The sequence below is a fragment of the Kribbella sp. CA-245084 genome, from assembly GCF_050942355.1.
In the GTDB taxonomy this organism is placed as follows: Bacteria; Actinomycetota; Actinomycetes; order Propionibacteriales; family Kribbellaceae; genus Kribbella.
Genome location: NZ_CP192053.1, coordinates 6,030,599 through 6,048,423, shown reverse-complemented (window position 1 = coordinate 6,048,423; position 17,825 = coordinate 6,030,599). Strand labels below are relative to the sequence as shown.

18 protein-coding genes are annotated in these 17,825 nt (G+C 66.3%); 11 read left to right on the top strand and 7 right to left on the bottom strand.

Translation table 11 applies throughout. The features are described from left to right. The first annotated feature begins 22 nt into the window (after positions 1–22). The 9 genes from ACQPYH_RS28775 (at position 23) to ACQPYH_RS28735 (ending at position 8,626) form a co-directional block, all read left to right on the top strand. The gene (locus ACQPYH_RS28775; RefSeq protein ID WP_432877464.1) at positions 23–748 is read left to right on the top strand and encodes a hypothetical protein; all 726 of its coding nucleotides are present in this window, start codon (positions 23–25) and stop codon (positions 746–748) included. A gap of 36 nt (positions 749–784) precedes the next feature. Beyond that, the gene (locus tag ACQPYH_RS28770) at positions 785–1,558 is read left to right on the top strand and encodes a hypothetical protein (protein ID WP_432877462.1); all 774 of its coding nucleotides are present in this window, start codon (positions 785–787) and stop codon (positions 1,556–1,558) included. Next, positions 1,555–2,106 (top strand): CHAP domain-containing protein, encoded by a 552-nt coding sequence (locus ACQPYH_RS28765; protein WP_432877460.1) that lies wholly within the window; start codon positions 1,555–1,557, stop codon positions 2,104–2,106. Before ACQPYH_RS28770 ends, ACQPYH_RS28765 begins: the two co-directional genes overlap by 4 nt. Positions 2,107–2,117: 11 nt before the next feature. Beyond that, complete coding sequence (locus ACQPYH_RS28760) at positions 2,118–2,429, top strand: DUF6112 family protein (protein WP_432877457.1); 312 nt, start codon at positions 2,118–2,120, stop codon at positions 2,427–2,429. 219 nt (positions 2,430–2,648) lie between these two features. Further along, positions 2,649–3,647 carry a type IV secretion system protein gene (locus tag ACQPYH_RS28755; protein ID WP_432877455.1) on the top strand — a complete coding sequence of 333 codons (999 nt, stop codon included), beginning with the start codon at positions 2,649–2,651 and terminating at the stop codon, positions 3,645–3,647. Positions 3,648–3,649: 2 nt separating this feature from the next. Then, positions 3,650–5,086: an SCO6880 family protein gene (locus ACQPYH_RS28750; RefSeq protein ID WP_432877453.1), complete on the top strand. Its 1,437-nt coding sequence runs from the start codon at positions 3,650–3,652 to the stop codon at positions 5,084–5,086. Continuing rightward, on the top strand, positions 5,086–6,492 hold the full coding sequence (locus tag ACQPYH_RS28745) for an ATP-binding protein (protein WP_432877450.1): 1,407 nt from the start codon (positions 5,086–5,088) through the stop codon (positions 6,490–6,492). Before ACQPYH_RS28750 ends, ACQPYH_RS28745 begins: the two co-directional genes overlap by 1 nt. 5 nt (positions 6,493–6,497) lie before the next feature. Further along, positions 6,498–8,249: a type IV secretory system conjugative DNA transfer family protein gene (locus tag ACQPYH_RS28740; RefSeq protein WP_432877448.1), complete on the top strand. Its 1,752-nt coding sequence runs from the start codon at positions 6,498–6,500 to the stop codon at positions 8,247–8,249. After that, positions 8,246–8,626, top strand: coding sequence for a hypothetical protein (locus ACQPYH_RS28735; protein WP_432877445.1), 381 nt, complete (start codon positions 8,246–8,248; stop codon positions 8,624–8,626). The genes ACQPYH_RS28740 and ACQPYH_RS28735 overlap by 4 nt, the downstream gene beginning before the upstream one ends. Before the next feature lie 105 nt (positions 8,627–8,731). Here ACQPYH_RS28735 and ACQPYH_RS28730 read toward each other — a convergent pair whose 3' ends face one another. From ACQPYH_RS28730 to ACQPYH_RS28720, 3 genes are read right to left on the bottom strand one after another with little or no spacing between them, the layout of a single operon-like run. Continuing rightward, positions 8,732–9,214, bottom strand: coding sequence for a hypothetical protein (locus tag ACQPYH_RS28730; RefSeq protein ID WP_432877442.1), 483 nt, complete (start codon positions 9,212–9,214; stop codon positions 8,732–8,734). Beyond that, complete coding sequence (locus ACQPYH_RS28725; RefSeq protein ID WP_432877440.1) at positions 9,211–9,438, bottom strand: hypothetical protein; 228 nt, start codon at positions 9,436–9,438, stop codon at positions 9,211–9,213. Before ACQPYH_RS28725 ends, ACQPYH_RS28730 begins: the two co-directional genes overlap by 4 nt. 56 nt (positions 9,439–9,494) lie before the next feature. Further along, a complete protein-coding gene (locus ACQPYH_RS28720) occupies positions 9,495–9,860 on the bottom strand; it encodes a hypothetical protein (RefSeq protein ID WP_432877437.1) in 366 nt (121 codons plus the stop codon). A gap of 47 nt (positions 9,861–9,907) precedes the next feature. Here ACQPYH_RS28720 and ACQPYH_RS28715 point away from each other — a divergent pair, with 47 nt between their 5' ends. Both ACQPYH_RS28715 and ACQPYH_RS28710 read left to right on the top strand, forming a co-directional pair. Further along, entirely contained in the window at positions 9,908–10,279 is a 372-nt protein-coding gene (locus ACQPYH_RS28715) for a hypothetical protein (protein WP_432877435.1), read from the top strand. Beyond that, on the top strand, positions 10,276–10,593 hold the full coding sequence (locus ACQPYH_RS28710; RefSeq protein ID WP_432877433.1) for a hypothetical protein: 318 nt from the start codon (positions 10,276–10,278) through the stop codon (positions 10,591–10,593). Before ACQPYH_RS28715 ends, ACQPYH_RS28710 begins: the two co-directional genes overlap by 4 nt. Before the next feature lie 15 nt (positions 10,594–10,608). Here the strand turns inward: ACQPYH_RS28710 and mobF are convergent, their stop codons facing one another. The 4 genes from mobF to ACQPYH_RS28690 all read right to left on the bottom strand — a co-directional run bounded on the left by mobF (position 10,609) and on the right by ACQPYH_RS28690 (position 17,417). Continuing rightward, a complete protein-coding gene (gene mobF / locus ACQPYH_RS28705) occupies positions 10,609–14,229 on the bottom strand; it encodes a MobF family relaxase (protein WP_432877430.1) in 3,621 nt (1,206 codons plus the stop codon). 152 nt (positions 14,230–14,381) lie between these two features. Continuing rightward, positions 14,382–15,821, bottom strand: a complete 1,440-nt coding sequence (locus ACQPYH_RS28700) for a hypothetical protein (RefSeq protein WP_432877427.1) — start codon at positions 15,819–15,821, stop codon at positions 14,382–14,384. Between the two features lie 125 nt (positions 15,822–15,946). Further along, positions 15,947–16,288 carry a helix-turn-helix domain-containing protein gene (locus ACQPYH_RS28695; protein WP_432877424.1) on the bottom strand — a complete coding sequence of 114 codons (342 nt, stop codon included), beginning with the start codon at positions 16,286–16,288 and terminating at the stop codon, positions 15,947–15,949. A gap of 22 nt (positions 16,289–16,310) precedes the next feature. After that, entirely contained in the window at positions 16,311–17,417 is a 1,107-nt protein-coding gene (locus tag ACQPYH_RS28690; protein ID WP_432877421.1) for a tyrosine-type recombinase/integrase, read from the bottom strand. Positions 17,418–17,825 lie beyond the last annotated feature (408 nt).

Here is a 17,825-nt window from a genome sequence, read left to right as displayed (position 1 = left end):
CCGTGGCCAGCAGATTTGGGGCATGGACGTTGACCTGGAGGAACTGATCGTGGAGGCGGCTCGCTCGGGATGGTCTCCGGAGGCATCGCGTCGGCTGGCTGAGGAGATCGAGTCCCACATCGTCGTGCCATTGTCGAGCAGGCTGCGGGCTGCACTGGGGCGCGACGAGGCCGAGCAACTAGCGCGCGTGATCGCTTGGGAGCGCTGCCTGGATCTGGCGATCAACCGGCCGTCGGCAGGGGTTTCGTGGGGTTATCTGGCCAACCTCGTTCGCTGGCGACTTATGGATGCGGTTCGCTCGGATGTCCTGCGTGGCCAGCGACACCAGCTCACGCATCAGCTGCCCGACTCGGCTGTGACGCACCGGTGGTCGCTCGGTCCGTACCTCGAGCGGATCGCCTCCGAACTCGAGACCGAGGGCCTGCCTGCGACTGTAGGTCGCCGTCTGATTCGGGCTGCTGCCGACGGCCCGCCGTACTACCGCTCGGCGATCATCCTGCGACTCCGACGAGCCCGCGCGACGGCTAGTCAGGCGGAAGGCTTGGCATGGCTGCTGCGGGGCGGCGCAGGCCGGCCGTCGGCGCTGGCGCGGCTGGCTCTGGGAGAGCCGCCCGGGCAGGTGTTTGCCGATCCTGCCGTACGGCGGTGGATCCGGGCTGCAGTCGGGCGTGACCAGCGGTTTTTCGGCCGCCCAAGCCGCCTCGGCCACCGCCGAGCGGCTGAAGTCGCGTGGCTCACAGCCGCCTGACGAAAAGTCTCCCGGGCTCAACCGTTGAGGCCCGGTATGACGCATTACCACCACGAAGTACCGCGCCGCCACTGGCTCATCCGGTACTACCGCGCGCAGCTCCGCATCTCCCTGCGCGTCCTCGCAGCGCTGCGGATCGTGCCGCGGCCGATCGCGGCCGCCGCCTACGGGTGGCTTCGCCGTACCCAGATCCCCAAGAGAGGAAGTGCCGTGAAGTCCCGCTCGAAGATTGTGATCCCGCTCCTGGTCGGGCTGGGAGTGGTCGCGCTGACCCTGACGCTGGTCCTGCGCTCGCAGGATCCCGACCGTCGGTCGAGTACGCCGAACACCAGCGCAGGCGGCACCGTGGTTCCGTCGGAGGATCCCGTGGTGCTGGACGCGTGGCGGCCTCCGACAACGACCGATCCGCAGGAGTTCGCGATCGCCTATGCCCGGGCGATCTGGACCTACGACACAACCCGGCACAGCTACGTCGACTGGCAGAACGCCGTCAGCGTGTTCGCTGTACCAACCGGCGCCGCACCGCAGGTCGCAAAGAGCCTGCTACCGACCTGGGCGGAGTGGAACGAACTCGAGCAGCGCAAAGCTCGCGCCTCGATCGGCGGGATCACGGCCGAGATCACGCCCGACCTCGCAGCGATGGTCAACCGTGGCCAGGCCCCGAAGGGATGGCACGCGTACGTCGTCCACGGCAAACAGACCGCAGTGCTGGACACCCAGACCTTGTTCCTCGACCGGAAAGCCGCGGTCGCAGTTATCTGCACGCCGACCTGCAGGTTCTGGTCGGCGACAGCTCAGGTCTCGCCGTGATCATCAAGATCGTGTTGGCAGGCTCGTTGCTGGCCAGCGGCGTCGGCCTCATCGCGCCGCTGGCCCTCGCCGCCAGCGGAAGCGACACCTGCTTCACGGCGCCGGCGGACGCTCAGCCTGCCGACTGCAAGCCGCCTGTCGGAACCGGCGGGCACCTCGCAGGAGCGGACCAGGCGGTTGCCCGCGCCCTACAACTCGTCGGTGGCCACGGTTACTACCAGCTGTGTGCGCGGCTGGCCGCCAACATCTGGGGCCGGCCGCGTGCCGGGTACTTGTCGGCCGCCGAGCAGTGGCGCCAGATGGCCACTACGAACAATGCCCACCGCAACGATCGCCAGCCACCCATCGGAGCACTCGTGTTCTGGGAGACGGGCGGCCCGTACGGGCACGTCGCCGTGTACGTCGGCAACGGACGGATCGTCTCGAACGACATCAACGACGTAGTCCCCGGCGAGGGCGGTGTGTACCTCGTCGACTTCGGACTCATCGAATCCAAGTGGGGCGCCACCTACCTCGGCTGGGCACCGCCCATCTACTCAACTACCTGAAGGACAGTCCCGTGTTCAGATGCAGTGCAGTGGTCCGGCGTTTGTTGCCTCTGCAGGATCCTGGCGTCAGCCCCAACGCCAACGGCTTGCCCGGCCTTCCCGAGGCGCGCCACCTGGCGGGTGCGACGGTGACCTTCGCTCTCGTGACCTGCGTCGTCGCCTTGATCATCTCCGCTGCCGCGTGGGCCTTAGGCAACATCAACGGCAACCCCGGCTACGCGAGCAAGGGCCGGATCGGGGTCCTCGCATCGCTGGGCGCAGCCATCTTGATCGGCTCGGCGAACAGCCTGGTCCGGTTCTTCAGCGGCATCATCATCGGCTGATCGGGCGGGCGACTCATGTCTTGGATGGAGTGCTTGGTCAATCCGGGCAAATGCGCTGTGTCAGCCGGCAAGGACGCGATCACCGACTCGCTGTGGGACTCGTTCGTAAGCTGGCTGGCCAAGGGCCTGAACGAGATGACGACGTACGTATTCCAGAGCTTCAGCGACAGCACGTCGCCCACATTCGACCAGCAGTGGTGGAAGGACAACCTCGACCTGGTGGTGACGATCTCGCTGCCGCTGCTCGTCGTTGCCTTCGTGCTGCAGTGTGCATCCGCGGCAATCCGACGCGAGCCCGCCCGGCTGGGCCATGCGCTCCTCGGCGCGCTTCTCGGCACCGCTGGGGTTCCGTTCTCTGTAGGGATCATCGCGGCTTGCGGACAAATGGTCGACCAGATGTCCGCGGCGATCCTCGGGAATGAGGTTACCCAGGCGGGGTTCAAGCGGATGCTGAATGTGACCGCGTTGATGAGCGTCGGCACGCTCGGCGGCTTCCTCGCCATCGCCATAGCGCTGGGAATTCTGGCGACGGCGGCCTTGTACTTCGTGATGTTGATCCGCGAGGTGGCCCTCGTCGCGTTCGTGGTGTTTGCGCCAATCGCGTTGGCGAGCTGGACGTGGTCGGCGACACGACATTGGCTGCGGCGCTGGATCGAGGTCGTCGGCGCTTTGCTGTTCTCGAAGATCGCGATGGCCGTTGTGTTCACTCTGGGGCTGTCGGCCACCGGGGCCGCTGATCAGCATGCCGACGCGAGCATCGGGACCTTCCTGACCGGAATCTTGCTCTTCGCGATGGCGGCGTTCGCGCCGATGGCCACCTATTCATTCATCCACTGGGCCGGTGACCAGGGCCATACCGCGGTGCACGCCTTGCAGCAGGGTACGGCGGGAGCGTCCGCCGTGAAGGAGCGTGTCGAACAGGCGCAGCAGTGGGGCGCGCATCATTTCGGGGGATCGAGCGGCAAGGACGATGCCGGACCGGTTGTTGGCGATGGCAACAATTCCGCAGACACTTCGGCGTCCAGCGATTCTGCTACCGCTCAGGGACCGCGACTCGACGGGTCGGTCGGTGCACCTTCCGGATCACAGCCAGCCTCCGGTGGCGAGGGTGCATCAGCTGTCGCGGTCGCGACAAGTCAGGTGTCCGTCGATGGGTCGGCAGGACCAGGGCAGCAGTCCGACAGCCGTGGTGACAGCGACAGCAAGGGGAGTGAGTAGTGGTGACGGGTCCGGACGCGTTGTCGACGCGCTTCCCGCGCCCGGAGCGCAACGCCGTACTGCTCGGACTGCGCCCGGCACAGGTCGCCTTGCTGTTGGTTGCTGTCCTTCTGCCCGCGTTGTTCATCGCGAGTCCGGTTCCAGCTATCACGAAGGTTGGTGGGCTTGCTGCCGCTCCGGTGTGCATCGCCGTGGCCTTCGGGCGGGCCGAGGAGCTGCCGGTGTATCGGTGGTTGGTTCTGCGGGCGCTTTACGCGTGGAGATCGTTGCTCGGGCGGCAGTCCTTTCGGGCTCGGGTGATGGAGCCGAGGCGGCACGGCCATCTGCAACTGCCGGGCGAGGGCGGACCGTTGCGGATCCTGACGGCTGCCTCCGGGATCGGCGTCGTCCACGATGCGCGGCGCCGGCGGCTGATTGCGGTGGCCAGGATCGAGGGCCCAGCTCATCTGTTGCAGAACGCTGACGAGCAGGATCGACGGGTCGCGGCGTACGGACGTCTCATCGCCGGACTTTGTCAGGGCAATCGGATCGCCCGAGCGCAGATCCTCGAACGTACGCTGCCAGACCCCGGCGACCAGCTGGGGGAGTGGGCCAGGCAGCGACGGGTCGATCCGCGTACGCCCGCAGGAGCGATCTACACGGAGCTATTGGAGCAAGCAGCGCCGGCCGCGGCCAAGCACGAGACGCTATTCAGCTTCGCCGTGAACCTCGACGCTGTGTCTCGTGAGGTGCGCAAGCACGGTGGCGGGCTGATCGGTGCCACAGCGGTTCTGGAGTCCGAAGCACGTGCATTCCAGACATCCCTCGCGGCGGCCGGGGTAGCTGGCACCTGGCTCGGTGCAGGCGAACTCGCGGCCAGCCTGCGCGTGGCATTCGACCCAGCTGCGAAGCGAACGCTCCACCGTCCAGAGACGCTCGATCCAGTCGACGCGGGCCCGCTCGCGGTCGACGCCGAATGGGACCACCTGCGGACGGACTCGTCGCTGCATCGCGTCTATGTCGTCACCGAGTGGCCACGGATCCGCGCGACTCCCTCGTTCCTCAGTCCGTTGCTGCTGAAGCCGGGCATCCGCCGCACGTTCACGTTGGTACTGCAGCCCATCCCCATGGCGAAGGCCTTGCGAGACGCGCGCCGCCACCAGGTCGAACGGATCAGCGATCGCTCGACGCGCAATCGGATCGGACAACTTGAATCCGAAGAGGACCGCCAGCTCGACGCCGACGTCGCGCAGCGAGAACGCGACCTGGCAGCAGGGCACGGAGACGTGCGTTGGCTCGGACTCGTCGTCGTGTCAGCCGACACCGAAGAGGCCTTGGACGACGCGTGCATGGAGATTGAGATCGCCGCCACCCAGGCGCTTCTGGATCTGCGACGGCTCGTAGGGCAACAGATGGACGGCTTCCTCGCCGCGGCTCTGCCGTTCGGGATCGGTCTGTGATGGCGTCCCAACGGTCGGCGTACTACGAAGCAGACGGCGCCGACCGCGCGACCCGTCGAGCCAACCGGACATCCGCGGCAGACGTGCCCCGCAAACCTCAACCGCGAGCGTTCGAGGCTGATCCCGGTGCGGGTCGTGTACGCCGGCTGCGGGTCGACGCGCATCGAGCCACCACCCGAGTGCTCCGCGTCGCATACCCGTTCCTGGCAGAAGGCGGACTGGGCGCCGACGGCACCTATATCGGATCCGACGTATTCAGCGGCGGCTCCTTCGTCTACGACCCGTGGGTTCTCTACCAGGGCAGAGCCATCACCAACCCCAACATCTTGTTGGCCGGCGTGATCGGAAGCGGGAAGTCCTCAACGGCGAAAGCCCTGCTGACCCGATCCATTGCCCTCGGCCACAAGGCCTACGTGCCCTGCGACCCCAAGGGCGAATGGACCTCCGTCGCGGCCGCCGTGGGAGGAGCCACAATCAAGCTCGGTCCGGGTCTGCCCACGCGCCTCAACCCTCTCGACGCCGGCCGCAGACCGTCCGCGGTCGACGCCGACGAGTGGGCGAGGATCGTTTGGTCCCGCCGCCGCGCACTGCTGGGCACGCTGGCAGAGTCAACCCTCGGCAGACCGCTCGCCGCTGTCGAACACACCGCACTCGACCTCGCACTCGAGACCGTCACGAGCCAAGTCGAATCCCCGACGATCCCCGACGTTGTCGTCGCACTCTTCACGCCCGACTCAGCGTGGGCGGGACGCGCCGGCCTCAAGACGACAGATCTCACCGACGACGGACGCAGCGTCGCCCACGCCATCCGCAGGCTCGTCCACGGCGACCTCTCAGGCATGTTCGACGGACCTTCGACCACCGAGTTCGACCCGACGCTGCCGATGGTGACGCTGGACTCGTCATGGCTAGGAAGCGGCGGGAACGACGAGGCTCTGCGACTTACTCTCGCTTGTGCCTCGTCGTGGCTCGAGGCCGCGGTCGCCGACCCGTCAGGCGGCAACCGCTACATCGTGTACGACGAGGGCTGGCGCGTCATGCGCGACGCCGCACTCCTGCGCCGGATGCAGGAACAGTGGAAGCTCTCGCGCGCATGGGGCGTCTCCAACATCCTGATCGTCCACCGCCTGTCCGACCTGGCCGCGGTCGGCGACCTCGGCTCCGAAGCCCGCGCCCTCGCCGAAGGCCTGCTGGCCGACTGCTCCACCCGCATCATGCTCCGCCAGGAACCCGATCAGCTCTCTCGTACCGCGAGCCTGCTCGGTCTGACAGATGTCGAGATCGCGACGATCGCAAAGCTCCCCAAGGGACGGGCGCTGTGGCGGCTGCCCAACCGGTCCTTCGTCGTGCAGTTGGTTCGGCACGCCCGCGAGGTCGAACTCTTCGACACCGACGCCCGGATGTAGAGGCCATGAACCAGCGACCACCACGCGACTCCACCGAGATCCTTGCCATCGGCGCCGGAGTTCTATTCTGCTCGACCGGCTTGCTCTACCTGGCGGGAGGCCTCGCGTACCTGGTGACGAACGGCCACTGGGTGAAGTCACCCTGGATCGACGCCCTGCGCGTCGTCCTGCACCCAGGCAACCCAGCCGTCGCCTTCGGACTGACCAACGCCGAGCTCGGTCCGGCGCCGTACTGGATCGCGCTGGCAGTCGTCGTCGCTGTACCGACTGTCGTTGGGCTGCTCGGAGCTTGGCTATGGCAAGGCCGTCGGTCAACCCAGGCCAGCCGCCGGCGCGCCCTGGCAGGGCGAGCGGGTCTGGCGACCGCGGCAGATGTTGAGCACGCAGTCGGACGCCGCCAGGTCGTACGACGAGGACGCGCAGCCCGGCCCCAAGCCACAGGCCGAACACCACACGAGGTCGGAACCCTGCTCGGCCGCTCCCGCGGACGCGAATGCTGGGCATCCGTCGAAGACTCGCGCATCGACGTCGGACCACCCCGATCAGGCAAAGGACTTCACCAGATCATCGGCGCGATCATCGACGCCCCGGGCGCCGTCGTGACCACATCGACCAGACCCGACAACCTCGCCGCCACCCTCGAGCTCCGCCGCAAGATCGGCCCGGTCGCAGTCTTCGACCCACAAGGACTCGGCCGCGTCGAAGGCATCCGCTGGTCACCGGTCCGCGGCTGCGAAAACCCCACCACCGCGATGGTTCGCGCCAGCGGCCTCGCCGCCGGCGCCGGCTTCACCAAAGGCGGAGTCACCGACGGCGCCTTCTGGCACGGCCAAACCGAAATGGCGCTCCGCGGACTCCTCCACGCCGCGGCCCTCGACGACACCGGCATCGAACAGCTCTACCGCTGGAGCCTCGAACCAGCCTCTGCCACCGAGGCCGTCACCATCCTGAACCGCTCCAACGACGCGGCCGACGGCTGGGGCGACACCCTCGACGGCATCGTCCGCATGGACGGCCGCACCCGCGACGCGATCTGGGCCGGCGTCCGCTCCGCACTCTCCGCGCTCGCAGACCCCGCCGTACGACGCTCCTTCGACCCACCACCCGGCGAAGGCCTACAACCAGCCTCCTTCATCCAAGAGCGAGGCACCATCTACCTCCTCGGCACCGGAGCCGGCGCCTCCGCAACCTCGTCCTTCATCGCAGCGCTACTGGAAGACATCACCGAATCAGCGCGGCAACTCGCAGCGCACAACCTCGGCGGCCGGCTCGAGCCACCGCTCGCCCTCGTCCTGGACGAGATCGCCAACCTCTGCGCCGTACCCTCCCTGCCATCCCTCATGGCAGACGGCGGCGGAACCGGCATCTCCACCCACGTCGTCATCCAATCACTGGCCCAAGCCCGCGAACGCTGGGGCGAACAAGCCGCAGCCGCCATGTGGGACGCCGCCACCCTCCGCCTCATCCTCGGCGGCTCCGCCCAACCCCGCGACCTCCAAGACCTCGCCGCCGTCTGCGGCGAACGCGACGAAGAAATCCGCAACTGGAGCCGAGGCCCCGACGGCGGCCGCACCACGTCGACCAGCACCCGCCGAATCCCCATCCTCCCGCCCGACGTCATCCGCACACTTCCGTTCGGCATGGGCATCCTGCTGGCCCGGACCGCGCCACCCATCCTCCTGACCATGACGCCATGGACCGACCGCCCCGACGCCGACCAAATCCGCCACAGCATCGGACAAGCGACCCTCGGATGAACCCCGACGACGAACTCGCCCGAGCCCTCGCCTTCACCCCACCGACCGATCCCTACATCGTCTGCTGGCGAGACCTCGATCCCGCAAGCACCACCGAAGAACTAGAACACCTCGCCGAATGGGTGTCTTGGGCAACAACCCGCTACCACCTCGACCACAAAGTCATCCCGCCCTGCTGGCCCCACCACGGCGCCATAGTCGAAGAACTCTCCGCCCTCCGCACCTTCTGGGAAGCCTGCTTCCAAGACGACGCCGCCCCCTCAGACCCCCTCGCCTTCCACCGAGACCTGACACTTGCCGTACGACGCCTGCGCGAATGGAGCGCAGCCCTGGGCTGCAGCCGAACAGCCCATCGCCCAGAGGCAAGCAACCTTTGAGCGCTGGACGTACTCAGGATCTTTGGCGAACTTGAGCCGGCTCAAGACGGTGCTGAGATAGGCGCGGTACGCCGGTGTGGCAGGCGAGGCGGCGTGTTGCAGCGCTCAGACTGTGTCGTCTCCGACTTGTTGCCGGGGGCGTGGTGCGGTCGTTGGAGAGATGGTGATCAGGTAATCCTCCGTCGGTTCTTCGACGACCGAGTCGTAGTGCGTCGCCCGACCTCGCGCGACGGCTCGGATGAGGTGGGGCCCAGGCACGGATGGGCTGTAGACCTTGATGATTGGGCCTTCCGGGACGAGTGGAACCAGGTACAGGTCCTTCCTGACCTGCATGGTCATCTCTTCCCCGAGTTCCCAATCGGCCGCGGCGGCCGCGAGGTCAGGCAGGTTGCTGGTCGTGACGTCGATGGTGACGTTGACCGGACCGATGGCGCAGCCACAGCGGACGATGGCGGCCGGTCCCGCCGGGTCGGCCACGAGCAGCCGACCCGGCTGGGCCGAGTCAAGAATGGGCGTGTGCCCGTACGGAGCCAGGAAGAACTGGTGGTAAACCACCATGACCTGGTGGGACGACGAGCTGTTTGTCACGGAATGAAGGCTATCTGAAAGGGGTCGTTGTCCAGCATCCGTTGGTCCTTTAGGAAGTTGACGTAGATCCCACCAGCCGCACTGTTCTCGGTATCGATGATGAAGCAGCGGCTCCAGCCCGTGGATCCTGTTCGCGCCGGGTCGGGCATCTGGCAACCCGGAGGGAAGCTGCGTGCGATGCCGGTGGGGACCGCAGTAGCCGCGCCTTCATAGGTCGCGGCCATGGGGAGCTCGTCACAGGACTTTCCCTGCGGGCGCGGGATACTGTCCGGGCAGGCCTTCAAGCGATTCTGACCGGCCGGTGCAGCTGCCTCGCGCTGTCGACGCGGCCTGGCAGGCCACTGGTCATCGCCTTGTCGACGTGGCTGGTGTATTCGGGCACTGCGGTTTGGCTGTACTCATTGATGCCCGGGACGTTCGAGAAGACACAGCCGGCAGGGCGATCCGCGAAGGCTTGGTCGCAACGAGAGCGTGCGCCATTCACCGTGGCGATCAGCGGCGTCAACCATGTAGCGCCCTTGAATGTGATCTGCCACGATCCCCAAACATCCCGGGGCGTGGTGAGGAGGACGTCGGAATGCAGAGTGGTGCTGCCGCGCCAGGTCGTCGTCGTGCCGCCGCCGAAGTTGTTCTGCCCTGTCCACAAGTACTCGTATGGATCGTGTCCGCCAGGAGCGAGGAGTTGTATCTGACATGGACGGTACGTTCGCCCCGCTGCAGGTGAGCACCGGGTGGCTGGATGGCCACGCTCCCAGCGGATGGGACCGCGCGGTACTGGAGGTGCAAACAGCGTTCGTCAGCGATCGCTTTTGGCTTGCCTGGTGGAAGACGTTGCCGGACCCAGATGACATCTTTGCTGTCATCTGGGTGGAGGATCGAGCCAAGGCATCCCATCGTGTCTCGAATGCCGGCGGCGAGATCAGGGTGAGATTGGCGTTGCCATCGCAGGAGGCCACCGCTGCAGGTGACCTGGTCTCGTATCTGCGGCAGCAGGAATGCACATTGTGGCGACTTGCGGCGGAGAAGATGGGCTGGCCGACGCCACCTGAGGATGTGCCGGCTTGAGGACGGAGGCTGCCGAGGTGGAGCGGCGAGAGGTACAGGTGCATGTCCCGCTGGATGCGTCGTATCCGTCGTATGTCGAACCGCTGCTGGACGAGTTCGCGGGACGGCTGGACGGTGAATCCGAGTTCTGCGACGACCAGGAGGAGGAATGGGACGAGGTCTCCTTCTACCTGTACGGGCCAGACCAGGATCGTCTCGTTGCACTGGCGAGAGAGGTCTTCGGCCGGTATCCGCTTCCTGGAGGCGTGTACGCGGTCAAGACCTCACCCGGCCGCGAGGACACAGGCGAAGGCGAGCGTGTCGCGTTTGATTGAGTTCTGTCGAGAGCCTTAGGTCGGCGGTCGAGGATGCTGCAGTGCAGGCTGAATGACAGGTCGTGGTTCATCGGGCGTGGCTTGGCCGACGCTGTCATCTGAGGAGCCGATGACTTGCCTCAGTTGGATGCGCAGACGTGTGTACTGGCCATGTTGTGCGATCGATGTCTTCGCCGGCACCTTGCCGAGGATGTGTCGATTTTCGATGCTGTAGCGCTCTCGGTAGACAGCGATGTCGCGGATCAGGCTCGTCATTCGTGCCGGTGTCGACGTGCTGGCCAGCCCGTCGAGGATTGACCCACACCATGCGGGGCGTTCCGTGATGGCCCAGCGCGCCAGCCAATCGGCACGCTGAGCGATCTGTGCTTCGATCTCTCGCAGTGGGGCGATCAGCGTGGGATTGCTGACGTTGCCTGCCGGAGCAACGAGGCCCGCAATCAGGATCGGCTGGCGGCCGGTGCGATGGAGCGACCGAGTGACCAAGCGCTCGATCCTCGTGTGGAGAACCGCTGCAAGGTCGATGGCATCGTTTAGGGCGGACTGATTGACTGCCCGGTGGAGGACATCTGATGGGTCCAGTCCGATGGATTCAGCTCGCCGAAGTTCGGCTACCAGGGCGCCGTACGCCGGCGACGCTTCCAGGGTGGCTTGGTCGCTGGGGCTCAGCCCGCTGCTCGCCGAGGCCGCCCTGTAGCGGGCACGGGCGTCGAGTTGGCAGAGGTGTTCGTGGATTGGGATGAGGCGGTCTAGGCGAGTGGCGTTGTCGAGTTCTTGCCGCAGAATCTCGTGGGCGGATTGCTCGACGCCGGGGTCGTTGAACACGGTTTCGAGGACGTCTTGCATGGTTTGTTCGGGGAAGGGTTCGTGGAGGTCGGAGCTCGTCTGGTGGGTGGCGACGTAGGCGTGGTTGGTGTCGCGGCCGCGGGTCATGCCGACGTACATCAGGGATCGGGTGAGCACGTCGGTGACGAGTAGGTGGGCGGTGTCGACGGTTGCGCCTTGGGCTCGATGGGCGGTGGTCGCGTAGGCGAGTTCGACGGATTCCTGAACGTAGGCGCTCGGCAGAGTGACGTTGTCGCCTGCGTCGTTTTGGACGGTCAGGGAGCCGTCGGGCCAGCGGTGAATGACGGTCCAGCGGTCGCCGTTCTTCACGAACTGGCGGTGGCCGTAGGGGAGGCGGCGGTTGTTGAGGCGGGTGACGATGTGGTCCCCGAGGCCGACGTGGTTGCCGTTGTGGAGTTCGATTCCGTCGGGTTCGACTTCGCCGGTGGTGATGCGGTCGAGGCGGGCGCGTGCGTTGAGGCGGGCGACGGTGGTGTTGTCGGCGGCGATGAGGAGGCTGGTTTTGCTGCCGTTGGTGTCGGCGAGCCAGGCCTTGTAGGCGGCGTCTTCCATGTCGTCGGATGATCCTGCGGTGAGGCGATCGTGGTGGTCGTACATGTCGATCGCGGTGAGGTCGCCGGTGCGGAGGGCGAGGCTGGCGTCGCGTTCCCAGGGGTTGGTGAAGCGCCAGACGTCGGTGAGTTCGGCGGCTGCGGTGTCCTTGGCAATGAGGCGGAAGGCACCACCGGCGTCCGCTGCGGAGAGTTGGGCGACGTCGCCGACGAGGAGGAGTTTCGCGCCGGCGGTGTTAGTCGCGCGGGCGAGAGTGGCGAGTTCCGTGGTGGAGGCCATCGAGGCTTCGTCGATGATCACGAGCTGGTTCTCACGGAAGCTCCAGCGGTCCTGTTCGGCGCGAAGCGACGCGAGTTGAACGACGAGACGCTGGTGCCTGCGTCGGCGCCGAGTTCGGCTGGCGAGGTGTGCGGCGTACTCGGTTTGCTGGATCTGCTCGCGACGTTGTTCGGCGCCGAGGCCGGCGGATTCGTAGATCCACTTGGCTATGTTCTCGGTGGGGATCCCGATCGCGTCGGCGAGGACGGTCGAGGCCGCGGATGACGGTGCGAGCGCGATGACTGAGCCGTCTCCGTGGGTGCCTGTCCAGTCGGTGGTGAGTGCCGAGAGGAGGCTTGTCTTGCCGGTGCCGGCCGGTCCGATCAGGGCCTCGAGCTTCTGGCCACTGGTCGCGATGCGCTGTAGGGCTTGAATCTTGTCGGTGCTGAGGTCGGCCGTCCGTGAGGTGCTGATGGTTGGCCCGGATGCGTCATGTGCGAGATCTAGTAGGAGGGACTCTGCGCCGAGGATGACCGGCGAGGTGTAGATCTCGCCGTTGTGGATCGTGAAGACGCTCTCGCCACTGGATCTCGTGATCGGGACAGGCACGAGTTCTGGTGCGGTCAGGCTGATCGAATGCTGCTCGGCGCTCTTGACGATGTTCTCGAGTGTTGCGAACCGCTCGTCGGCCGTGGTGAGACGGAGCAGCCGGGTCTGACGCGCAGCCTCGGCTAGGAGGTTCCAGTGCGTCCAGGTGGACCGCTTGGTCTGCAGGGTGAGGACCGTCGCGGCGCCGTAGGCTTCGATCGTCTCCAGGCTGAGGTCGGCCGCTATCAGCGGACGATCGCCGGCCTGTTCGAGCGAGCGCTGAATGGCGGTCACGGCGTCGTGGCCAATCGCGAGTACGGCGCGTGTTCGCCATCGGGCCATGAGGTCGGACAGCGGCTTGGCGAGGTGCTTGGGCGGACGATTCAGGAGGGTCGCCTGCTGTCGAAGTACGTACATCTCGCGGCGGCTGGGTGGATGGATCGGGTCTCCGCGTTCCTCGAGAAGTGTGGTGAGGTTGGCTTCGATCTGCTCGGTTCTGGCCGAGAACTCGGCGATGAGTTCGTCAGGTATGGCGATGATCTCGAAGGCCGGATTGCGCTGAGAACCGCGCTCGCGAAGCTCCCAATCCACGCCGAGCCTCCTCGCCAGGTTGTCGGCCAGGAAGACGTTGTGGATCTCCGACATGGCCACTGCGGCGCGATACAGAACGCGTCCGTCGAGCGTCCGCCATTGTCCGTCCGGACCTTGTACCCGGTTGGCGACGACGACGTGGGTGTGCAACTGCGGGTCGCCGCTGCGGGTGTCCCAGTGATCGAATGCCGCACCGATGAGGCCGCGGGTCTCGATCTGAGCGATCCCGCCAGGTCCGGTCCTGGTGAACGCGGCGTGGTGCTCGATCAGCTCGAGTACATCCTGAACGGCCTCGTGGTGCGCGGCAACGATTTGCTCTTGTACGCCGACATCACTCGTTGCCCAGAGCGCCGATACCGACTTGGCGGGGGAGAAGGTCAGGTCGAAACCAGCCACCGCCTGCTTCGACTTCTGACGCATCTCCTCCCGCCGAATCTGCTGGATTGCGTTGCGGCGATCTGCCTCGTCGAGCGCAGGATCAAGGGCCGCGATCCTGCCCTGAATGCGTTGAGACGGACTCTTGTAAACCGGGTAGGGCCTGCCAAGTGGTCGGCCAGTCACCGGGTCGTTAGCCTGCCCGAACAGGGCGCCCATCTGATCTTCGGTGACCTCCGCTCCGCGCCGAAGATGACCTCCTGCCAGTCCGGCAAGTCCGCCGCCGATCCACCGTCCAGGCGGGTATCCCGAGGCGGTGTAGTACGCCGTAAGCGGCGTAGCCATCCGCCGATCGACATCTCCCGACGCAACGTGCCGAAGCAGGTACTTGTAGCCATCTCCAGCAGTCAGCCGATGAATGCTCAGCACGAGCGCTGGCCCAACGAATGCTCCATACACCCTCAACGGCGACCGCACACCGGCCTCGATTGCAACGCCCGGCAGCACTAGACCGGTAGCGAGTCCTATTCGACTGTCGCCAATCGTCGGTGATCAACGTATGGCGTTGGTGATGACTGTTGTCAGGGCTGGTGTGGTGGGGTGGGTCGGCGGGTGTGGTCGCCGGCGGCGTAGGTCTTCCAGGTGCTGCCCGCTTGAGCGGCGATCCGTTCTGCGCCGTGGGGCGTGTAGTTGAGCATTGTTGCGACGACGGGTGCTGGTGCCTGGAGCAACAGTTCTCGTATTGCGCGGGTTCTGGCGTTGAGGTTGGGGATGCCGAGGTTGTGCAGGCGGAGCCGGATGCTGGTGGGGTGGATGGGTTGGCCGGCGCGGCGGCCGGGGAAGAGTAGTTGGCTGTCGGGGTTGGTGGCGGTGGCGAGGTTGGGTCGGCTGGCGATGTAGGTGGTGATGTGGCCGGCGAAGGGTTCGGGGACGGGGACGGGTGGGTCGCCGAGTCGGATCAGGACCTGGTTGCCGTGGTGGGTGATGTCGGCCAGGGTGAGGCGGACGATCCGTGGGAGTGGTTGGGCGTAGAGCAGGATGAGCAGCCCGATGACGCGGTCGATCGGGGCGATGGTGGGGTCGGTGTGGATCCGGCGGATGAGGTCGATGCGTTGGTGGTTGCTGATGGGTGGACTGTGACCGGTGACGACCGGGGGCAGGGCCAGTCGCGGCAGGGCGTGGTGGTCGATGGCCCAGCGCAGGAATGCGCGCAGCCCGAGCTTGGCGGTGCTGTTGGTGGTGGCGAACCAGCGGTCGAGGTCGGTTTGAGTGCAGTGTTGCAGGGTGTGTCCGCGGGTGGCGAGGTCGGTGAGGAAGGCGGCGGCGGTGCGGAGTTGGGTGCGGGCGCCTTGGTTGCGGTAGTGGCCGATCGGCTGGGTTTGGGCGGCGGTTCGGAGATTCCTGAGGAGGTGCCAGGTGGCGAAGCGGTGGAGGAGTTTGCGGTGCTCGGGGTCGTCGATGGTGTCGAGCCAGCGGGGGAGCCATTGCTCGAAAAGGAACAGGTAGCGGTCGATGGGTGGCAGGGTTTCGCAGGCGATGAGTAGGTCGCGGATATAGACGACCGACCGCCATGGGGTCAGGGTGCTGAGCCCGTCATGGGTGAGTGGAACGCGGCCCGTGGCGAGGGCCTGGAGGATGGCTGGGACGTGCGGTCGGGACAGCCAGAGGATGCCGGAGCGCGGCCTTGTCATGGCGCGGATCGAGTCGAACAACGGCTGGAGTTCGGGCCGGATAGATCCGGTGCCGGTGCCGGTGTTGTCGGTGAGGGCGGCGGTGAGCCGGTCGGTGAGGACGCAGCGGCCGCAGATGCCGGCGTAGTGGCGCCATGCTTCCTGGCCGCAGCGGGTGCAGATGTAGTCACCGAGCCCGCCGGCGCAGTCGGTGCACAACCGGTCGCCGGTTGGGCTGATGCCGGGCAGCATCCGGTCGACGCCGCAACCGGCGCAGACTCCGTAGGTCTCGCACGCCTTGACGAAACAGCCGGAGCAGATCGCGCCTTCTGGCCAGTGCTTGCTGGCCACGACCGTTCGACCTGTGGGTGGAGCTTGGCCTGGTTGAGGCGGGGCGGCGCCTCGAAGGGGCCGATGGCAACGTGCGCGCGTTGTCTGGTCCGGTGTCTGGGCCCGCCGGTCTGGCGGATCGATGCTCATGGCTGGTCGGTGATGCGGGCACGTCTCGGGCGCAGATCGGCAGCTGTCTTGCCTGGTGCGCGTTCGCCGGTGGCGGTTTTGCGGACGCCGAGGTTGACGGCGTCGGTGGTGATGAGCTCGTTGGGGTCGGTGGCGAAGATGTCGCACAACGCCGCGAGAACGGCCATCGAAAGCCGTTCGGGAGTGCCGGTCACGAGCCGGTGGACCTGGGAGGCGGACAGGTCGATGCCGCGTTCGTGCAGCAGTGGGACGAGTTCGGTGGTGGCGAACATCTGGTGTTCGGCCATCACCTCCCGCAACCGCCACTGATAACTGACCAGCCGCTTGTGGCCTTTCATCGCGTGCCTCCTGTGGTTGGTTTCAAGGCGTCGGCCACCATCGCGTCGAGGGCGCGGCGCAGAGTGCGGGTGCGGTAGTCAGACGACACGCAGGTGTAGATCGAGGTGGTCGAGGCGTGGTTGTGGCCGACCTGTTCTTGCACCAAGCGCGGTCCCAGCCGTCCTCGATCAGGTGGGTCACGTAGGAGCGGCGTAGCGAGTGGAAGTCCAGTGCGGGGTCCATTCCGAGCGTGTCGCGGTAGCCGGCCAGGCGCTTGTTCAGTTGCTGCGGCCCGACCCGCAGGCCGCGTTCGGACGGCCAGGCCGCGGGGTTGTTCTCCAGACCGAAGCATGGCCGGATCTCGGTGAACCACTGCTCGAGAACCTCGCTCGTCCAGGACCAGACGGTGAGCACGGAGCGGCGTTTGGGTGGCGATCCGCGTTGTGCTTTGCCGTGCCGGATGTAGCAGACGCCGTACTCGCCGAACTCCGGGCCGTCGGGGTTGCGGCCGAAGTCGGCGGCGTCCAGCATCGCTGTTTCGGTGCGGCGGGTGCCGTAGCCGTAGGCGATCTTGAAGATCGTCGCGACGCGAAACGCGGGCAGCCAGCCCTTGCGGCCGAGGTTGCGTTTGCGGGCGACCTCGTCGTCGGCGTGATCGAACAGTGCCTGCAACTCGTCGCGAGTAAAGGCACGTCGTGCTGGTTCGGCCTCGGAATCGGCCACGTGCGCGGCCGCGTTGACCTCGTGGATCACCTGGATCGGGTGCGTCCCGAACCGGCGCTCGCACTCGGCCGCCCAGCCATAGGCAGGGTCGGTCAGGTAGCTGCAGAAGCTGCGGATCGCGACCTGGTAGCTGCGCACGGTCGAGCGTGCGACATGCCGTACTGCGCGCAGATCACTGAACCACTCATCGGCCAGATGCGGCGACCAGCGCCACGGAAATGCCTCCGCGTGACCGGCGAACGCGCGCAGCTGATGCTCACGAGCCTGCACCGTCGAGTAGGCCAGATTCCTGGCGAGCTGCTGGTTCGCGAACCCTTCCAGCATCGCCTCGAACACCTGCTCCTCGGGGCGAAACAGCGATACCCCATCGACCAGAACCAGGCCGGCTGCGCCCGGGATGTCGCCGCGATCGTCTACCGAAACCACTCTCCACCTGCCCGCATCGGATGCGGGATCATCGCATCAGATGCGAGCCGCTGTGAAGACCAAACCCAGCAAAGGATCGCGGTTCCCGATCGGTACGAAGTCCGATAGCCTCACAGCCGCACGGCGAGAATCGACTCCCCGCTGACCAGCGGGAACGTCAGAGACCCGCCACATCTCACACCGTCGCCAGATCGCATCTAATCGTTTCGGCGACAGAAGCTCCTTAAGTGCAAGATGTGTGACGGTGGTGCTGACCTCGTCTCGGCGGGTCGAGCGCATGTACGCGGCTTGGACCGTGTGGCGAGCTGTTGAGACTTCACCTACAGCTCAGGCGCCCATGCTGCGCTGGTGGGTGGCAGCAGTGTGCTGGGCACCTGGCACGAGCTGGACCATGAATCCGATCGGGTA